Here is a 17,304-nt window from a genome sequence, read left to right as displayed (position 1 = left end):
CTTATTACAGTGCCTTTTTTAATGGTCGTTATATTGCAGCGAGGTTAGCCTTGCTGTTCCTGCTCCCGCGCTATCGCTCTATAGCCAATATCATTGCGATAGAATGCACCGTTCCAGCTTACCTGCTTTGTCAGCTTGTAAGCACGTTGCTGAGCTTGTGAAACGGTCTCACCAAGGGCTGTTGCACACAGTACTCGGCCACCATTCGTCGTTACCTTACCTGCTTCTTCTCGGGTTCCGGCATGGAAGATTTTTTCACCTTCGATTTCGTCAGTCGGTAAACCGGAGATGACATCTCCTTTTGCGTAATCGGCAGGGTAGCCACCTGCGGCTAATACTATGCCAACTGCAGCTCTTGGATCCCAGAAGGATTCACAGCTATCAAGTCTCTCTTCAATCGCATCTAAGCAGAGATCCACCAAGTCTGATTCCATTCTCATCATGATCGGTTGTGTTTCTGGATCACCAAAACGACAATTGTACTCAATTACCTTAGGAGTACCGTGCTCATCTATCATCAAACCTGCGTACAAAAAGCCAGTATAAGGGTTGCCTTCTTCGTACATCCCTTTCACCGTCGGGTAAATCACTTCTTCCAAGATTCTATTGTGAATATCAGCAGTGACGACCGGCGCAGGTGAATAAGCTCCCATTCCACCAGTATTAGGCCCTGTATCGCCATCTCCAACACGTTTATGGTCTTGGCTGGTGGCCATAGGAAGTACAGAGGTGCCATCGACCATAACAATGAAGCTGGCCTCTTCACCTTGCAAAAATTCTTCAATGACGACGCGACTACCAGCTTCGCCAAATACGTTATCAGCCAACATATCTTTAATGGCGGCTTCCGCTTCTTCCAGAGTCATTGCGACAATAACCCCTTTTCCAGCGGCTAATCCGTCTGCCTTGACGACAATTGGCGCACCTTGCTGGCGAACATACTCAATGGCAGGGTCGATCTCAGTAAAATTAGCATACGCACCGGTAGGAATGTTATGACGAGCGAGAAAGTCTTTAGTGAATGCTTTCGAGCCTTCTAACTGAGCCGCTGCTTTGGTTGGTCCAAAGATAGCAAGCCCTGCTTCACGAAAGGCGTCGACCACTCCTATGACAAGCGGAGCCTCAGGGCCAACGATTGTTAAGCCTATATTTTTTTTCTGAGCAAATGCCACCAATGCCTCAATATCTTCTACACCGATGTCGACATTTTCAAGGTTCGCTTCTAATGCTGTACCTGCGTTTCCAGGGGCAATAAAAACTGTCTCAACGTCTGGGTTTTGCGCCGCTTTCCAACCAAGAGCGTGTTCACGGCCACCTGCACCTATAATTAATACGTCCATTTTTTAATCCTTACAGCAGCACCATTTTAAGTCATTTTGGTTGAGCACGCTTTCTACCATTTTTTGTTCGCGTGCTCTCCCTTTTATCTAAAAATGATTGGGCATCAATTGCTTAAAAAACTCTATTCATAACAACAATAAATAGAGATAAAGAGAAATCTAGTGACGGAAATGACGCATTCCGGTAAAGATCATCGCCATTCCATGTTCATCCGCCGCAGCAATGACTTCATCGTCTCGCATAGACCCGCCCGGTTGAATAACACATTTAATGCCTGCCTCTGCAGCCGCATCAATACCATCTCGGAATGGGAAAAAGGCGTCAGATGCCATAACACTACCTGCGACTTCTAAGCCTTCATCGGCCGCTTTTATACCCGCGATTTTCGCTGAGTAAACGCGACTCATCTGTCCTGCACCAACGCCAATAGTCATGTCACCTTTTGCATAGACAATCGCATTAGACTTAACGTATTTAGCCACTTTCCAGCAAAATAGTGCATCTTTTAGCTCTTCATCGCTAGGTTGACGCTTGGACACAATTTTTAGGTCATCAAGAGAAACCATACCCTGATCTCGGTCCTGAACCAGCAAGCCACCATTCACACGTTTAATATCAAATGCGGTTGTTTTGTTTGTCCATTCACCACACTCCAGTAAACGCACGTTCTTTTTGGTCGCAACAATCTCGATAGCTTGTTGAGAGACCTTAGGCGCGATGATTACTTCGACAAACTGACGTTCAACGATAGCTTGCGCAGTCTCGGCATCGAGTTCTTGGTTAAAGGCGATAATGCCGCCAAACGCTGAGGTTGGGTCCGTTTGATAAGCACGGTTATATGCCTCAAGAATATCTTTACCCAACGCAACACCACAAGGATTGGCATGTTTCACAATCACACAAGCGGGTTCGGAAAACTCTTTAACACACTCTAGAGCAGAGTCCGTATCGGCAATATTATTGTAAGAAAGGGCTTTACCTTGAATTTGCGAAGCGGTAGAAACAGAGGCTTCTTCAGGATTGCTTTCAACATAAAAAGCGGCAGCTTGATGACTGTTTTCGCCATAACGCATATCCTGTTTCTTCTCGAACTGTTGATTGAAAGTTCGTGGGAAAGGTGACTCTTCATCCCCTTCTTTGTTGGCGCCATAAGAAGGAACCATAGTGCCGAAATAGTTAGCAATCATTCCGTCGTAAGCGGCAGTATGCTCAAATGCGGCAATGGCAAGATCAAAGCGAGTATCTAGGGTAACAGACTGTTGGTTCGCATCCATCTCATTAATTACGCGTGTATAGTCTTTCGCATTGACGACAATTGTCACGTCTTTATGATTCTTCGCGGCACTTCTCACCATGGTCGGCCCGCCAATATCAATGTTCTCCACCGCGTCAGCTAAAGTGCAGCCTTCTTTTGCCACTGTCTGGGCAAATGGGTACAAGTTAACCACAACCATATCGATAGGGTTGATGCCATGCTGAGCCATAATGTCATCATCTTGTCCACGGCGACCTAATACACCACCATGAACTTTAGGGTGTAACGTTTTTACCCGGCCGTCCATCATTTCAGGAAAACCAGTGTAATCGGATACTTCAGTAACGGGGATTCCCTGCTCTGAGAGTAAGCGAGCGGTGCCGCCAGTAGACAATATGTCTACGCCTCGTTCAGAGAGTGATTTTGCAAACTCAACAATACCTGTCTTGTCTGATACGCTGATCAATGCGCGGCGAATAGGGCGAACATTATTCATTACTTCCATTTTCCTCAAGTTCTCCGAGTGAGTCGATATAAAGATATTTGCCAAATAGGGCTTAATTACTTCATTATATCCATCCAGTAGTGATGATACCTTTTTAAGCTGATATGCCAGCCTTGTCTAGGGTATTTATCGTTATTATTCATATAGCATCGCCATGAGAATCAAAGCGTTACTATATGGTATAAAATGACCTTACAGATTGTGGATAATCGTTAATAAGCACTTTTGGTAAAGACCTTATGAGTCAACTCATTTTCTATCGTCTATTTGATGGCGCGTATTCTAACTAATTTGGTTGTAAAATGCTCGCGCAATCGATTGCTTTTTTCGTGGTTTATTCAATTCAGTCTATCATTTGCAGTAAATAGTATGAAAAACAAGGCAGTAATATGTTGTTAATTGGAGAACTGGCTAAAACCGCAGGAGTGACGGTTGATACGCTTCGTTTTTACGAAAAAAACGGTTTAATTGAGCCAAAAGGCCGCAGTGAGTCGGGATATCGTCTTTATGATCAAAACAACATTGAACAGGTAAAGTTTGTATTGAATGCCAAACAACTTGGCTTAAGTTTAGAAGAGATCAAAGAGTTACTCGATATTCGACTGGAAGCGACGCAGCATAGTTGTGCGGAAGTAAAAGCAATAACCAGTGCAAAACTGACAGTAATTGATGAGAAAATAGCGGAGCTGACAAAAATCCGTACTGCGTTAAAAAAGATCAATGATGCCTGCTGTGGACACAATGATGATAATGCCAGCCATTGCTCAATATTAGAGGCGTTAAAATAAACTGGCTAAAAACGAGGAATTTGACCGAAGTGACTATAATTTACCTAGCGGTTAACTTAAGATCAGGCTTAATTAATTGCACCACTAACAGAGGCGCTGACTTTGAGTGCTAAATATAGCTACTTTGCGTGGCAAATGACGGTTTCTAATCCAACCGATAAGCTGATTTTATTGCTACTGGCGGATTATGCGAATGAAAATGGTTATAGCTCTATTTGTCTCAATGATGTATGTCATTTTTGTTCGTTAAGCGATATCGGTATGGCAACACACCTAACGTCATTAGCTGAGCAAGGATTCATTGAGAGAATTCGCCGTGACGGTCAAGGTAAGCAAGAGACGTTAACCTTTAAACTGAATATTGCATCACCGGTGGCTAACCAACAACCTGCTGTGTCAGATATGATGCCAGTACAGAGTGATAATAGCCTCTCTCAGCCTGCAATGGACAATAATCAAAGCTCGGCTATACCTGTGTATTCAATGCGAGAGACGAACAGTGGTGGATTTCCTGCCAGCTCTCAGTATGTGGGAAGTAAGCGTAGTGAAGGCAATGCCATCTCAACCTATGATTTAGATGAAAACAGCATTCCAACTTGGGCTGAACGTGCATTTCGTTTTTCTGGAATAGCAAATGATCACACTGTAGTGTGGCGGAATTTTGTTATGCACCATAAAGCGCGTGCGAATGAATTGATGACCATTTCTAGAGTGGAATCTAAGCTTCAGAACTGGCTAACCAATGAGAAAAGATATGAAAGGCAGCAAACCGGTCGATCAACACCTTCAGGAGATGGAGGAAAAGCTAAAGCAGCTGGGTATCAACAGAAGCTTAGCCCATCTGAGCGTTTCAGGCAGCAAGTCATCCAAAAAGGACACAAACCTAAGTTCTGATTCTTCTATACAGCAAGAAACAGATAGTGGGCACGCTTTGCAAGCAAGTGAAGTGCCCCCTGCGTCTTATCAAGGCGCAGCGAGTCAAGAGACATCTGTTCAGCCTGCTCAACAAACCAGCGTTGGGCAGCATTTTGATGCTGATAGTGGAGAGCTTACTGATTGGTGTATTAGCGTATTTGGAACGCTGTTTTCAATCTATGAGTCAAAATGGGAACACGTCCATGGTAGTGAGCCAAATATCAAATTCATCTTGTTTACTGAAGGGTTAACGGAAGAGGACTTTGATCGGCTATTGCGCCACTGTCGAGAACGCATTCAACGTGGAGAGTATTGGCCTCCATCCACTGGTGAACTGCAAGTTCTTAGTAAAGAGCTAACCACTGAAGAGAGAATGGATAGCCGCGTTAGGGTGTTAAACCGTGCACCAAGCAATGAGCTAGAAAAATGGTTAGTACAAAATAAACTGTATGAGTTAAAACGCGTGCCTGAGTACAAGCTTGATGAGTTGTTTAAACGTTACTATCTGGAGGCGAAAAGCCTTCAGGAACGCGGGATGCTAGTGACTGAACTGCCTCGCAACTTGTTGGCAGAACATTCAGTTAAGAACTTAAATGATCTAAAAAGAGAAGAGTTTGAAGCTAGCCATGGTAAGCAGCTTGACCCTCGAATTCAGCGAATCTTGGATGCTAAAAAGTAACCGTTAAAATCATAAAAAGCGCCAAATCATGATAGGTTTGGCGCTTTTTTATTTCTGTTTTTGTCTTTTTATTTTGAGTTAAAGTTAAGTAATAAACCATTCGAACGAACGGTTAGATCGACGTCGGCTGTCAATTTCTAGTACGCAGTCACGATACTATTTTCATTGGTACAGCAGGCCAAATTCTCTTTCTCAGAGTCGTGTTTACTTTTTACCTCGGTACACTCCTGCAAGAATATGCCCTTTGCAATTAACTGCGACATAAGTTCTGGACGAGAAAATAGATAACCTTGATATAACTGACAGCCACGTTGTTGCAAAAACAGTCGTTGCTGCTCCGTTTCGACCCCTTCGGCGATAACTTTAACCCCTAGAGCATCTGTCATCGCCAATATCGCATCTACAATGGCGGCATCGTGATGATCATGGAGAATATCCGAAATAAACGATCGATCTATTTTTAATGTATCAATAGGCAGCCGTTTAATATAACTAAGGGAGGAGTAACCAGTACCAAAATCATCAAGGGAAATGCCTATTCCCATCTGGCGCAATGTTTCCATTTTTCGAGAGACATCTTCGATATTTTGAATGACAACACTCTCTGTGACTTCTAAAACAAGATGAAAGTTCTCCTGATCGAAGGACTGAACAACTTGCAGAATTTGCTCGACAAAGTCCTCTTGCAAAAAATGGCTTGGACTAATATTGACCGCAATTTTTAGCACTTTGTCAGTAAAACATATGTCGTTAAAAGACATGTCATTAAAGGACAGACCCTTTTGTGCATTTAATGAGTGCGTATTTGAGGAGAGATCACTTTGGGGCTGTTCAGTTGGTAAACGAGAGGCGTGTGAATGAGTATTTTTCACTTGAGAGAACGCCTGTGAGCATTCAACAAGCGCTTGGCGTAACACATAAAGACCAATTTTATCGATGAGTCCTGCTTCTTCTGCAATAGGGATAAATTCATCTGGACCTATAAAATCACGAGTAGGGTGATCCCATCGAAGCAGAGCTTCAACCCCAAACACGTCTCCGTTACTATCAATTTGTGGTTGATAGTGGAGGTAAAATTGTTGCGACTCTAATGCCTCGTGCAACTCTTTGGCTAAATTTACTCTCTCTTCTATTCGTTTCTGCATATCATGGTGGAAGAAGCTAAAACGTCCCGAACCTAGAGATTTTGAATGGTATAGCGCGGTATCTGCTTGTCTTAAAATATCGCCGACAGACTCATTGCTCTGCTCCGGAAATAGTTTAATGCCAATACAGCTGGCTGCTTTTAGTTTATGTTCAGCAAGGTGTATTGGCTTATCTAATGTGTCGATAATATCTTGTGCAATAGTTTGTGCTTTTTGAATGGCACTCTCTTTATCTGAGCTTAACGCGGTTAAAACTAATACAAACTCATCGCCACCTAAACGGCCTAAAAAGTCTTTGTCGCGACGAATTTTCTCTAACCGATCACTGGTGATCTTTAAGACTTTGTCTCCGGTTTCGTGACCAAGTAAATCATTAATTTGTTTAAAATTGTCTAAGTCAAAAAATAACACCGCACTAAAATATTGTTGGCAGCTAGCGCGAGAAATTTCACAGTTTAAGAAGTCCATCAGTGCAGGACGGTTTGGTAACTGAGTTAAAGCGTCATGCAGGGCTTGATATTTTAGTTCTCGCTCTATTTCCCCACGTTGAACAATTTGTTGCTTTAGTTGGGTATTAGATTGCAGAAGCTCTAGTGAGCGCTCATTAACTCGTTGATCTAACTTAATGGTGAGTTGATCCAAAGACTCACGGGTTTCCACCAACTCGCGAATACTAGGAAGCCAGCGACGAAAGCCCATGGCGAGAATAATAAAGCCCAGTAGCGTTCCAAGTACTTTTTCAAGGAAAGCTTGAAACTCAGTATCACCAATAACAACTAGATAGTTTAGAGAAGGAAAGTTATCTGTAACATCAATAATTAGGCTAAATAGCAGCAACCCAAATCCAGCAACAACTAACTTAATGCCGGACTGCTGTTTAATTAAATTGTGGGTAGTTGCTTTTAAGATCGTAAAGAAAACCACTGTAGCAAAAAGTGCTGCAACGGTTTCTATAAAAATATCAAACATTTACTGTGTTACCTATCACTGCGTTAAAACGATATGTAGTTATTATTGTCGAGTGGATACTGACATATTTAATACATTTCGACTATTAAAACAGCAGTTTTTATTCTTCAAATTAATGAAAATGCTAATAGGTACGTATTTTTGCAAGAATTAGTGAACTGACGGACGCTATCTTGTTATTTATTCAGCTCTTTTTCAATATCATCGGCAACCTTAGACGTGCTTTCACCAACGGCTTTAACCGCGTCGCGAGAAGCGTGCCCGATCGATGTCGTGATCTCTTTGGTGGAGTGTCCAATGGTTTTTCCTGTCTCTTTAATTTCTGCACAGGCAGATACAAAAAGTACAGCGCTAAGGGCTAATACGGCTGTGCTTGCTGATTTCATAATGAAGCTTCCTAGTGAGCGTGATGTTCAATGACGACTGCGGGTAAAGATATCAGCATTTCGTAGAGATAGAAATAATAGAGGATATCGGATTTTCTATAGAAATATTAAAAGTACAACGCTTAGTATTTGCTATTAGTTTAAAAACAAAGCGCTTTTTTTAATATATACTCATTGAACAATTTGATGATATCTATGGTGAGCATGTGTCGAAAACGACCAAGATAATGAATGAAGATAAGCTGTTCAAAAAAGCATTAGAAGTGGGCAGTAAGATGGCGAAAATGCAAGGCTTTCAGCTGTTTGATGACGCAACTGCACAACCCATAAAAGCTAAGGCACTTTACTTGTTCTTAGTCGAAGTAAAGCAAATCACTCCTCTCCCAGCCGATAAAACCGACGGCAAAAATATTAAAAAACGACTGGCTCTGTGGATACACAGCGCATTGCCTGATAATGATCCGTTAAAGTAATGAACATTACACCCAAACCAGCTGATGGCGGGTTTGGGTGTGTCTCTTTCTATATTTTAATTTATTATTTTTAGTACAGACCCTGGCAGTAAAGTTAAATATCATTAATGGGGTAAGCCTATGAACACAGCCCGCGTTATCTGGTCGGCGTTAGAGCCCCATGCAGTAAAAACTGAACTCAGTAAAAAACAGACCATTATTGAAGAAGGTGTGGTATGTGATACCGTCTATTTTGTTGAAACTGGGTGTATTCGCTCTTGGTTCAACCAAGACGGAAAAGATATCTCCTTTCAGTTTTTTATGCAGGGCAGCATCATAACGGCTTGTGATAGCTTATTATTCAGCGAACCTAGCCCGTTTTCCTATCAAGCTCTGTTACCTACAACCTTACATTCCATGCCCATGGTGGATTTTAAGCAAATAATTTCTCAGTCTCCGCAGTTACAAGAAGCCGGGTTTAAACTCGTCAGTGAGAGGTTAAGGCACTACCAACGGCTTTTTCTATCCCGCATTAAAGATACGCCTCAGCAACGTTATCAAGAGTTACTTAAAACCCATCCTGAGATCATCCGTATGATCCCGCAACATTACATCGCGTCGTATTTGGGGATTACATCTGTGTCATTAAGCCGAATCCGATGTAGAAAATAGAGCAATTGATAACATATGTTATCGTTGCTGTGGCTCCTGCTGCTCTAAGATGTCTCGCGTCGCTGTTTTGTAAAAGAGGTATATATGCGAGTTCTTGTAGTGTTTAATCATCCTTACGAGGGAAGTTTCTGTAATGCCCTGTTAAATTCCGTTATGAATGGTTTAACCTCCGCCAATCATGACATTGATTTGATCCATTTAGATAAAGATAATTTTGACCCAGTGATGAGAGCAAAAGATCTGCAAGCTTTTGCGTTGGCACGAACTGAACCTGAGAAAGCACAACAACGTTTAGACCCTCAAGTACTTCAATATAAACAACGTATTGAGCAGGCTGATCATATTGTGTTTATCTTCCCGGTTTGGTGGGAGTTGATGCCAGCACTAATGAAAGGCTTTATAGATAAAGTCATTTTTCCGGGCATCGCATATCAATATAAAGATACTGGATTAGGGATGTATTCGCTTTTAGATAATCTAAAAGGAGTCACGATGATCACGACAATGAATACCCCCTCTTTTGCTTATCGTCTTCTGTTTGGTAACGCCATTAAAAAAGCCATGCTTCTTGGTACTTTTTGGAAGATTGGCGTGAAGAATCGAAAATGGATAAATTACGCGCAAGTAAAGCCTGCATCAGATAAAAAACGATCTCGCTGGCTTAACGAGTTAGAAAGCCATTTTTCATTAATTAAGTAACGCCAAATGGTGATAATAAATGAAAGAAGATAGTGATATCTTGTTCAGTGATAGCAAACCATGTCCATTTTGCGGAAGTTCAATACTATCTGAAGAGTGGGCGCTTCCTCCATGGGGAAGTAGGATTTTAGAAAAAACTATAGTATGTAATGATTGTGCCAGTTGCGCCCCTGAGTACATATGGAATAGAAGAGCCTCTATAAAGCAGCAAGAGCCAACCAAGGAAGAGTAAATGGCTATAGTTATTAGGCTCTAATCGTTTACCGTCACCCTCTAAAGTTCGTCGCCATTCTCCGAATGTATACTCGTCTCATACGATAAAACGCCCACAAGGGCGTTTAAATGTTTACGACTCATCTTGCTGTAATTGCGCTAACTCTTCTCTCTTATGGCTAGAGAGTAATGACAACAGAAACAGGGCAACCTCGGTATTGTTAGCATGATCCTCCGTTGAATTATCAGCGACCGCACAAAGAATAAAATCTTCAACTTGTTGGTAAAAATCGGACATAAATGCCTCCATCAATATCAATAGCGAACACCAGAAAGACTCCAGTCCTTGATATTTAACTGAACAAGGTTTTTATGTACGAAGTAGCCAGCTATAGTTGCCAGTTTAACTCACCAATATTTCATTACTACGGGTTAAAGAGCCCGAGCAAATTTTATAGGTGTGCTAACAACGCACATTAGATACTAGAGGTTGCTAGTGTTCATGTGCCCAGAAATGAATGCGAGGTCTCTAATCCCGACACTGGATGTTGCCAGTGCTTAGTAAGAGTATAAAAATGAAGAATAGTGTGCAATAAGAGTTTGATTTGTTAGGTTATCAAAGGTGCTGAAACTCGTTAGTTAGTGTTTAACTATACAATCACGTCCTTTGGTTTTCGCATCATATAAAGCATTATCCGCTCTGTTAACTAAGGAGCTCCAGTCATCACTATTCTGAGCCTTTGTTAAGCCAATGCTCACGGTGTATTGACCAGATGAGAGTTCTGCCTCTGAGCGATTTTTAGTGTAAACCTTAATTCTATCAGCTATTTGCATTGCTTGGGCTTCATTGGTATTCGGCAAAATAACAATAAACTCTTCTCCCCCGTAACGAAAACAAACGTCATTTTCTCTGCATGATTTTATAAGGATTTCACCAAAGTGTTTTATCACCTTATCTCCATAGTCATGACCAAACGTATCGTTAATCACCTTAAAGTGATCTATGTCAGCAAGAAGTATCGATATATTACTTTCATGTTCTTTATGGATAAAACGAGGAATAAGCTTTCGTAGACCTTTTCTATTATAAAGTCCCGTAAGTTCATCTGTGATAGAGGAGTAGTAGATCTGTTTTAATAATCGATCGGTTAACATCCAAAATACAGTAAATACCAAGCTGATAATGGTGATGGTGGTGATAACAAAGGACAATTTATGTATATCTGATGTTGAATAGTAATCTAAGATCTGCCCGTCTGATAAGGTTACTATGGCCCGAAAAGTCATGTACAAAGCATTTATGATTAAAGTCAGATTCAGTAGAAGCCTGGCCTTATCATTGTCTTTCCTTGTCCCTGAATGGTTTGCGTAAATAGTTAGTACACATATGGCAACAACTAAGACACTTCGCGTTTCAATCCTTGATGTAACAGAGGGAGAGAGAATGGTATTGTGAGCAAAGAAACCAATGGCAAAAATAGTCACTATAATCGACACTAAAAGTAGAGAGTGATTTGCCCCTCGCAATATTGTTATTCCTGCAAGTAATAAACAAAAAGCTATGGTGTATGTGCAGTTTGAGAAAAAAACCACATATGTTGAAGATTGAGTAAAACCTAGTGCTAGAGGAACAATGCTTAAGCCCAATAACAGGACAGCATAACCCACTTGATCAACTCCCACTGCTATCCCTGCAAACATGTATCTGTGAGTTATTAGCAGTGCACTAGCGACTATGATTGCTAATAAGGAGCTGTAGATTGCTAAGGTGTATATATCCATAAAGTCACCAACTACAATGAACTTAATCCTCTTTTAATCAGTATTACTTATTTTTTATTAACAAATCTATTTGTATTAACAATAATTGCTTGTTGGTTGAGGCAGATCAGTTTGTAAGTAAATGTGAGTAGAAGGTTTTTCTAGCAACAAAACAAAAAGCCTAAACAGCGGTGCTATTTAGGCTTTCAAAATCATTTTGTTAACTAATCTAGATTAGTTCATGCCGTATTTTTTCAGCTTCTTACGAAGAGTGCCACGGTTAATGCCCATCATGTTAGCTGCGCGAGTTTGGTTACCGCGAGTGTATTGCATAATGGTGTCTAGTAGCGGCTGTTCAACTTCTGCTAATACTAATTCGTAAAGCTCGCTCACGTCTTGACCATTTAACTGAGCAAGGTAGTTTTTCAAAGATGCTTTTACAGAGTCACGCAGAGGTTTCTGAGTGATTTGATCTTGTGAAGTTACAGTAGTTACTGTTAGTGGTTCGGAAGTCAAATTTTGTTCGAACATATTATGTCTAGCTCTTCTCGTAATTTATGATGCAAATTTTACAAAGTAACCTTCTAGCGCATCAAGCTGCTCATGAGCAACATCAATGGCATTGAAGGTACGGCGAAACTCACTGGCTTGCTCATGTTCTTTTAAGTACCACCCAACATGCTTACGAGCAATTCGGGGGCCAAGAAACTCACCATAAAATTGATGAAGCTCTTGAACATGACCAAGTAAAATTGCCTTTACTTCCTCTAAAGGGAGCGCGGGCATCGTGGTGCCGTTTTCCAAATAGTGTTGGATCTCTTTAAAAATCCAAGGACGACCTTGGGCAGGCCGACCAATCATTAAAGCGTCTGCACCGGTGTAATCCAGTACATATTTTGCCTTTTCAACACTGTCGATATCCCCATTGGCGATAACGGGTATTGAAATGGCGTTTTTTACCGCTTTAATACTGTTGTATTCTGCCTCGCCTTTGTACATGCAAGCTCTTGTTCTCCCATGGAGTGCCAAGGCTTGTATGCCACAGTCTTCGGCCATTTTTGCAATTTCTACACAGTTTTTATTGTCTGTGTCCCAGCCAGTACGGGTTTTCAGTGTGACTGGTACATCTACCGCATTAACCACCGCAGAGAGGATATTTTTAATCATCTCCGGATGCTGCAGTAGTGCTGAACCTGCAAGTTTCTTATTTACTTTTTTTGCAGGGCAACCCATATTGATATCGATAATTTGTGCACCATTATCAACATTAAACTGAGCGGCTTCTGCCATTAGCTGTGGATCTGACCCGGCAATTTGTACTGAGCGAATGCCCGATTCACCTTCATGCACCATGCGCTGTTGGGATTTTGACGTTTTCCATACACGCGGGTTAGACGACATCATTTCACTGACCGCCATGCCCGCGCCGTATCGAAGGCACAACTCACGAAAAGGTCGATCAGTAACTCCGGCCATCGGCGCGACGATCAAATTGTTCTTAAGTTGGTGTTTTCCGATTCTCAAAACGTCTTCACAGTTCTGTACCAGCAAGGGCGCGCATTTTACGCATTTTTTTGATGCGTGAAAAGACTAAATTTTGAGCATTTACATTTTGTTTTGTAAATTGTCTAAAATTCAATCAATTACTGGTGCTGTTTATTGGCTTTTTTTGCCAGAGATACGACACCACTCCTGCATTTCTGCAATTGGGTCGATGGCAAATTCATCTTTATAAAAATTTGCGACGTCTTCAGCTTGTGTATCTAATACACCTGACATGGCAATTTCACCGCCATTTTTGACTAATCCTTTGATTACTCCAGAGAGTTCTCTTAATGGTGCAGCCAAAATATTGGCGACAACCACATCGGCGATCAGTCCTTCTGGCTGGTCTTGAGGTAAGAAAAGTTGCAATTGGTCTGCCACGCCATTTCGCTCTGCGTTATCTTTAGAGGCGATGATGGCTTGAGGATCAATATCGACACCAATGACTTTCTCTGCCCCCAATTTTATGGCGGCAATAGCTAAAATTCCTGAACCACAACCAAAATCAATAACGGTCTTTCCTTTGAGGTCGGTTTTTTCTAACCATTCTAAACAGAGAGAGGTGGTTGGGTGGGTGCCAGTACCAAATGCTAAGCCGGGATCCAGCATAACGTTGATGGCGCTAGGGTCTGGCACTTCTTTCCAGCTTGGGCAAACCCACAGGCGCTCACCAAACTGCATTGGGTGGAAGTTATCCATCCATTCCCGTTCCCAGTCTTTATCTTCTAGTTGCTCAACCTTGTAAGCAAAGTCAGCGGTTAGCATATCTGAGGCTTTAACTTGTTCGATGACTTGGTTGGTATCTACTTCTGCATCATAAAGGGCAACGATGTCCGTTTCTCCCCATAGACGAGTTTCGCCCGGTAAGGGTTCAAAAATGGGATTGTCTTTGGCGTCCAAAAAGGTCACGGAAAGTGCGCCAGTTTCATCCATCAACATATCGCTGATGCGCTCAGCATTTTTATCAGTGGCGTTAAATTTTATTTGAATCCAAGGCATGGGAATGATTCTATGGGTAGCTTAAATTGCCATGGAGTTTAGCAGAAATCTGTTTAGCGTCCTCAATTAATCGTCATTAAAGTGTCTGTCCTCGATTCACTCGTTACAATAGGGGAAGAGAAAAAGCGGTTATCTTGGTACTATTTTGGTAAGTGCTCGATAAACATAAAACGAAGATACGTATATAAATTAAGGTAAGTATGAAAACCAAGCTAATTACTCGTGAAGGCTATAACAAGCTAAAAAAAGAGCACGACTATTTATGGCATGAACGGCGACCAGAGGTGACGAAGATAGTGACTTGGGCTGCAAGCTTAGGGGATCGTTCAGAAAATGCGGATTACACCTTTAACAAGCGATTGCTTCGACAGATCGATCGGCGGGTTCGTTTTTTAAGAAAGTTTTTGCCTGAGGTTACCATTGTGGATTATTCGCCTCAGCAAGAAGGCAAAGTCTTTTTTGGTGCTTGGGTTGAGATAGAAAATGAGGCGGGCGAAATAAAGAACTTTCGTATCGTTGGCCCTGAAGAGATTTATGGCGATGCTAAAGACTATATCTCTATCGACTCTCCAATGGCACGTGCTCTGTTAAAAAAAGAGGTGGACGACGAGTTTGTGGTTCGCACGCCAGAGGGTGAGAAAGAGTGGTTTATCAACTCAATTGATTACAAGCAGTAACACGGATTACCACGACTGGTATATCAAGCCGCTTAACCTAAACGGTTAGCCTGTTTACCTCCCCTATTTATTGGCTAAGGGCAAGGGAGGTGGACGTGTCATTTATTACCAGTATGTGGCCATCGGTAAAATAGTCGAGTTGTTGGCTTGGTGGTATAGGGTGCCCAATAGCAACCAACTCTGAAAAGTGAGTGGTTAGACTGGTTTTGATTTGCATAGCGAGTTTGTCGCGTTGTTCATCCACATCAGGATCAATACTGTGCAAAATAGTGAGCATGCCAAGGTAGGGAGTAATTTTAAGCCCATTGTCGTAGCTTATGGCCCCCAGCCATATTGGCTGGTTTGAAGTGGCATCAATCCCTGCATTCCACCAGCGAATATGGCTGCGATGTAATAAATTGCCGGGTAACTGATAGGCCAACTGTTGAGGTTGATCTTGCCAAAATAGGTCCGAAACAGGTGGGGTGTTTGCCATTAGTAGCGCAATGTAATCTGTCCATCCAATATCGTGCCGAGAGAAGGTTTTATTTTCTATCCAACCTAGTCTGTTCATCAATGGTGCAGGTGAGGCACCAATAAAAATAACATTGATCGCTTGTGCGTCATCATTTATTGATGGGGACGGGTAAGCCTTAAAGCTAATTTGTTCAGTTTGCAACGAGATCGTTGCGTTATTGCTGCTGGGTTGAAAGTCATCAGCAGACCAAAAAAAGTAGTTGTAGTTAGCGCTCAACATTCCAAGTAAAAAAATGGAGAAGCTTTTTAACGCAATATTGCGATACTTGTATTTTATGCCGACATAAAGAAACAGTCCGGCGGCGAATAGAGCGAGTAAACTATACTGGTGGGCGAGTAAAAATGTTTTAACCTTGCTTAACGCGGCAACATTATCTACTCCATAAGAGAGCAAATACCCCCATACAATAAACTGTCCCACACCAAGTATCAGACCTATAGAAGAATAAACGGTAAATCGTCGCCAGCGAATAGCATTGGTGCCTGCCATAAAAGGCACGACCCAAGCGACAGGGCCGAGTAGCCTTGCAAATAGGAGAACATAGTTACCTTTTTTGACCATTAACAGTCGGCATTTGGCCATGGTGCGGCGTAGTTTTGGTTGCCAGTTAATCAGTTTTTTACTGCCTTTTCGGCCGTATTTTTTACCTATTTGATAACTGAGTTGGTCACCTAAAAAACCACCTAACAGGACTGAGAATACCGCCAGATAACTGCCTTGATGCAATTGATAACCGGCAGCAATTAAAAATGGTTCTCCCGGTACAATTAAATTGGGTCCTATCAGCGCATCTAAAAATGCGCCTAGAAAAAGGCTAACTTGGCTCACAACAGTACTCTCAACAGTAAAGTAAGATATTTAGGATGCATTGGAAATAGGGTGAGTATAGTGGTGGCGACTTAATGGTTTATGAGCCACTTATTCAGTTTGAGTTCATAATTGACACAAATTTTAACAATTGTTTTCATGATTTTTACTAAACAAATGTGATATTTGAGTATGCTTTTTAGTGCTATAACCATTAACTGAGTGATGGAAGAGTTTGAATGCAAGAGAATAATAAAATTTTAGTTGTAGATGATGACGTAAGATTACGCTCATTACTTGAACGTTATTTTTCCGAGCAAGAGTTTCAGGTTCGGGGTGTGGCTAATGCAGAACAGATGGATCGCTTATTGCAGCGTGAAAATTTTAATTTGATGGTATTGGATTTAATGCTTCCCGGTGAAGATGGCTTATCAATCTGTCGGCGACTAAGAAAAGCAGGGAATACTATTCCTATTGTTATGCTGACTGCGAAAGGTGATGAAGCTGATCGTATTCTCGGCTTGGATCAGGGAGCAGATGATTACTTGCCTAAGCCATTCAACCCTAGAGAGTTGTTATCGAGAGTCAATGCTGTACTTCGTCGTCAAGTCGTCGAGGTGCCGGGTGCCCCAAGCAGTGATGGTGAGTATGTCGAGTTTGGTGATTTTCGGTTGGATCTTGGCACCAGAGAGATGTTCCGTGGTGATGAGGCTATGCCATTAACGTCTGGTGAGTATGCTGTTCTTAAAGCCTTGGTTAATAATCCGCGTGAAGCGATGTCCAGAGACAAGCTAATGAATATGGCCAGAGGACGAGAATATTCAGCAATGGAACGTTCCATTGATGTTCAAATCTCTCGATTACGCAGAATGGTAGAGGAAGATCCCAGTCATCCACGCTATATTCAAACAGTATGGGGATTAGGTTATGTTTTTGTCCCTGACGGAAAAGATGTTTAAATTGATTTGATCACAGCCCC

19 protein-coding genes are annotated in these 17,304 nt (G+C 41.8%); 9 read left to right on the top strand and 10 right to left on the bottom strand.

Translation table 11 applies throughout. The features are described 5' to 3' along the window. Positions 1-44 precede the first annotated feature (44 nt). Together purD and purH are read right to left on the bottom strand one after the other, a co-directional pair. Positions 45-1,340 (bottom strand): phosphoribosylamine--glycine ligase, encoded by a 1,296-nt coding sequence (gene purD, locus F0227_RS08755; protein WP_171752813.1) that lies wholly within the window; start codon positions 1,338-1,340, stop codon positions 45-47. Between the two features lie 159 nt (positions 1,341-1,499). After that, positions 1,500-3,092 (bottom strand): bifunctional phosphoribosylaminoimidazolecarboxamide formyltransferase/IMP cyclohydrolase, encoded by a 1,593-nt coding sequence (gene purH / locus F0227_RS08750; RefSeq protein WP_171752812.1) that lies wholly within the window; start codon positions 3,090-3,092, stop codon positions 1,500-1,502. A gap of 398 nt (positions 3,093-3,490) precedes the next feature. Between purH and zntR the strand changes: the two genes are divergently transcribed. From zntR to F0227_RS08735, 3 genes are all read left to right on the top strand, one after another. Next, positions 3,491-3,889, top strand: a complete 399-nt coding sequence (gene zntR, locus F0227_RS08745) for a Zn(2+)-responsive transcriptional regulator (protein ID WP_171752811.1) — start codon at positions 3,491-3,493, stop codon at positions 3,887-3,889. A 102-nt stretch (positions 3,890-3,991) separates the two neighbouring features. Continuing rightward, positions 3,992-4,783: a helix-turn-helix domain-containing protein gene (locus F0227_RS08740; RefSeq protein WP_171752810.1), complete on the top strand. Its 792-nt coding sequence runs from the start codon at positions 3,992-3,994 to the stop codon at positions 4,781-4,783. Beyond that, entirely contained in the window at positions 4,704-5,483 is a 780-nt protein-coding gene (locus tag F0227_RS08735; protein ID WP_171752839.1) for a hypothetical protein, read from the top strand. Before F0227_RS08740 ends, F0227_RS08735 begins: the two co-directional genes overlap by 80 nt. A gap of 137 nt (positions 5,484-5,620) precedes the next feature. On the opposite strand, the gene F0227_RS08730 is transcribed toward F0227_RS08735, so the two are convergent. Together F0227_RS08730 and F0227_RS08725 are read right to left on the bottom strand one after the other, a co-directional pair. Further along, entirely contained in the window at positions 5,621-7,597 is a 1,977-nt protein-coding gene (locus tag F0227_RS08730; protein ID WP_171752809.1) for a GGDEF domain-containing phosphodiesterase, read from the bottom strand. 176 nt (positions 7,598-7,773) lie between these two features. Beyond that, positions 7,774-7,983 (bottom strand): hypothetical protein, encoded by a 210-nt coding sequence (locus F0227_RS08725; protein ID WP_171752808.1) that lies wholly within the window; start codon positions 7,981-7,983, stop codon positions 7,774-7,776. A 206-nt stretch (positions 7,984-8,189) separates the two neighbouring features. Between F0227_RS08725 and F0227_RS08720 the strand changes: the two genes are divergently transcribed. The 4 genes from F0227_RS08720 to F0227_RS08705 all read left to right on the top strand — a co-directional run bounded on the left by F0227_RS08720 (position 8,190) and on the right by F0227_RS08705 (position 10,038). Then, positions 8,190-8,456, top strand: coding sequence for a DUF5062 family protein (locus tag F0227_RS08720; protein ID WP_171752807.1), 267 nt, complete (start codon positions 8,190-8,192; stop codon positions 8,454-8,456). A 120-nt stretch (positions 8,457-8,576) separates the two neighbouring features. Further along, on the top strand, positions 8,577-9,107 hold the full coding sequence (locus tag F0227_RS08715) for a Crp/Fnr family transcriptional regulator (RefSeq protein ID WP_171752806.1): 531 nt from the start codon (positions 8,577-8,579) through the stop codon (positions 9,105-9,107). Between the two features lie 84 nt (positions 9,108-9,191). Beyond that, positions 9,192-9,806 (top strand): NAD(P)H-dependent oxidoreductase, encoded by a 615-nt coding sequence (locus F0227_RS08710; RefSeq protein ID WP_171752805.1) that lies wholly within the window; start codon positions 9,192-9,194, stop codon positions 9,804-9,806. A gap of 19 nt (positions 9,807-9,825) precedes the next feature. Further along, positions 9,826-10,038, top strand: a complete 213-nt coding sequence (locus F0227_RS08705; protein WP_171752804.1) for a hypothetical protein — start codon at positions 9,826-9,828, stop codon at positions 10,036-10,038. A gap of 114 nt (positions 10,039-10,152) precedes the next feature. On the opposite strand, the gene F0227_RS08700 is transcribed toward F0227_RS08705, so the two are convergent. From F0227_RS08700 to prmA, 5 genes are all read right to left on the bottom strand, one after another. After that, a complete protein-coding gene (locus F0227_RS08700) occupies positions 10,153-10,317 on the bottom strand; it encodes a hypothetical protein (RefSeq protein WP_171752803.1) in 165 nt (54 codons plus the stop codon). A 341-nt stretch (positions 10,318-10,658) separates the two neighbouring features. Then, a complete protein-coding gene (locus tag F0227_RS08695) occupies positions 10,659-11,801 on the bottom strand; it encodes a GGDEF domain-containing protein (RefSeq protein ID WP_171752802.1) in 1,143 nt (380 codons plus the stop codon). Positions 11,802-12,014: 213 nt separating this feature from the next. Beyond that, on the bottom strand, positions 12,015-12,311 hold the full coding sequence (gene fis, locus F0227_RS08690) for a DNA-binding transcriptional regulator Fis (protein WP_171752801.1): 297 nt from the start codon (positions 12,309-12,311) through the stop codon (positions 12,015-12,017). A 24-nt stretch (positions 12,312-12,335) separates the two neighbouring features. After that, the gene (gene dusB / locus F0227_RS08685; protein ID WP_171752800.1) at positions 12,336-13,304 is read right to left on the bottom strand and encodes a tRNA dihydrouridine synthase DusB; all 969 of its coding nucleotides are present in this window, start codon (positions 13,302-13,304) and stop codon (positions 12,336-12,338) included. Positions 13,305-13,436: 132 nt separating this feature from the next. Next, positions 13,437-14,324, bottom strand: coding sequence for a 50S ribosomal protein L11 methyltransferase (prmA, locus tag F0227_RS08680; RefSeq protein ID WP_171752799.1), 888 nt, complete (start codon positions 14,322-14,324; stop codon positions 13,437-13,439). A gap of 200 nt (positions 14,325-14,524) precedes the next feature. Between prmA and greB the strand changes: the two genes are divergently transcribed. After that, complete coding sequence (greB, locus tag F0227_RS08675) at positions 14,525-15,001, top strand: transcription elongation factor GreB (RefSeq protein ID WP_171752798.1); 477 nt, start codon at positions 14,525-14,527, stop codon at positions 14,999-15,001. A gap of 67 nt (positions 15,002-15,068) precedes the next feature. Here the strand turns inward: greB and F0227_RS08670 are convergent, their stop codons facing one another. Further along, positions 15,069-16,346, bottom strand: a complete 1,278-nt coding sequence (locus F0227_RS08670; RefSeq protein ID WP_345775799.1) for an LssY C-terminal domain-containing protein — start codon at positions 16,344-16,346, stop codon at positions 15,069-15,071. 218 nt (positions 16,347-16,564) lie between these two features. Here F0227_RS08670 and ompR point away from each other — a divergent pair, with 218 nt between their 5' ends. Beyond that, the gene (gene ompR / locus F0227_RS08665; RefSeq protein ID WP_171752797.1) at positions 16,565-17,284 is read left to right on the top strand and encodes a two-component system response regulator OmpR; all 720 of its coding nucleotides are present in this window, start codon (positions 16,565-16,567) and stop codon (positions 17,282-17,284) included. Positions 17,285-17,304 lie beyond the last annotated feature (20 nt).

Source organism: Vibrio sp. 99-8-1 (genome assembly GCF_013114595.1).
Classification (GTDB): domain Bacteria; phylum Pseudomonadota; class Gammaproteobacteria; order Enterobacterales; family Vibrionaceae; genus Vibrio.
Note: the sequence above shows the minus strand (reverse complement) of the source record. Positions and strands in the feature narration are given on the sequence as shown.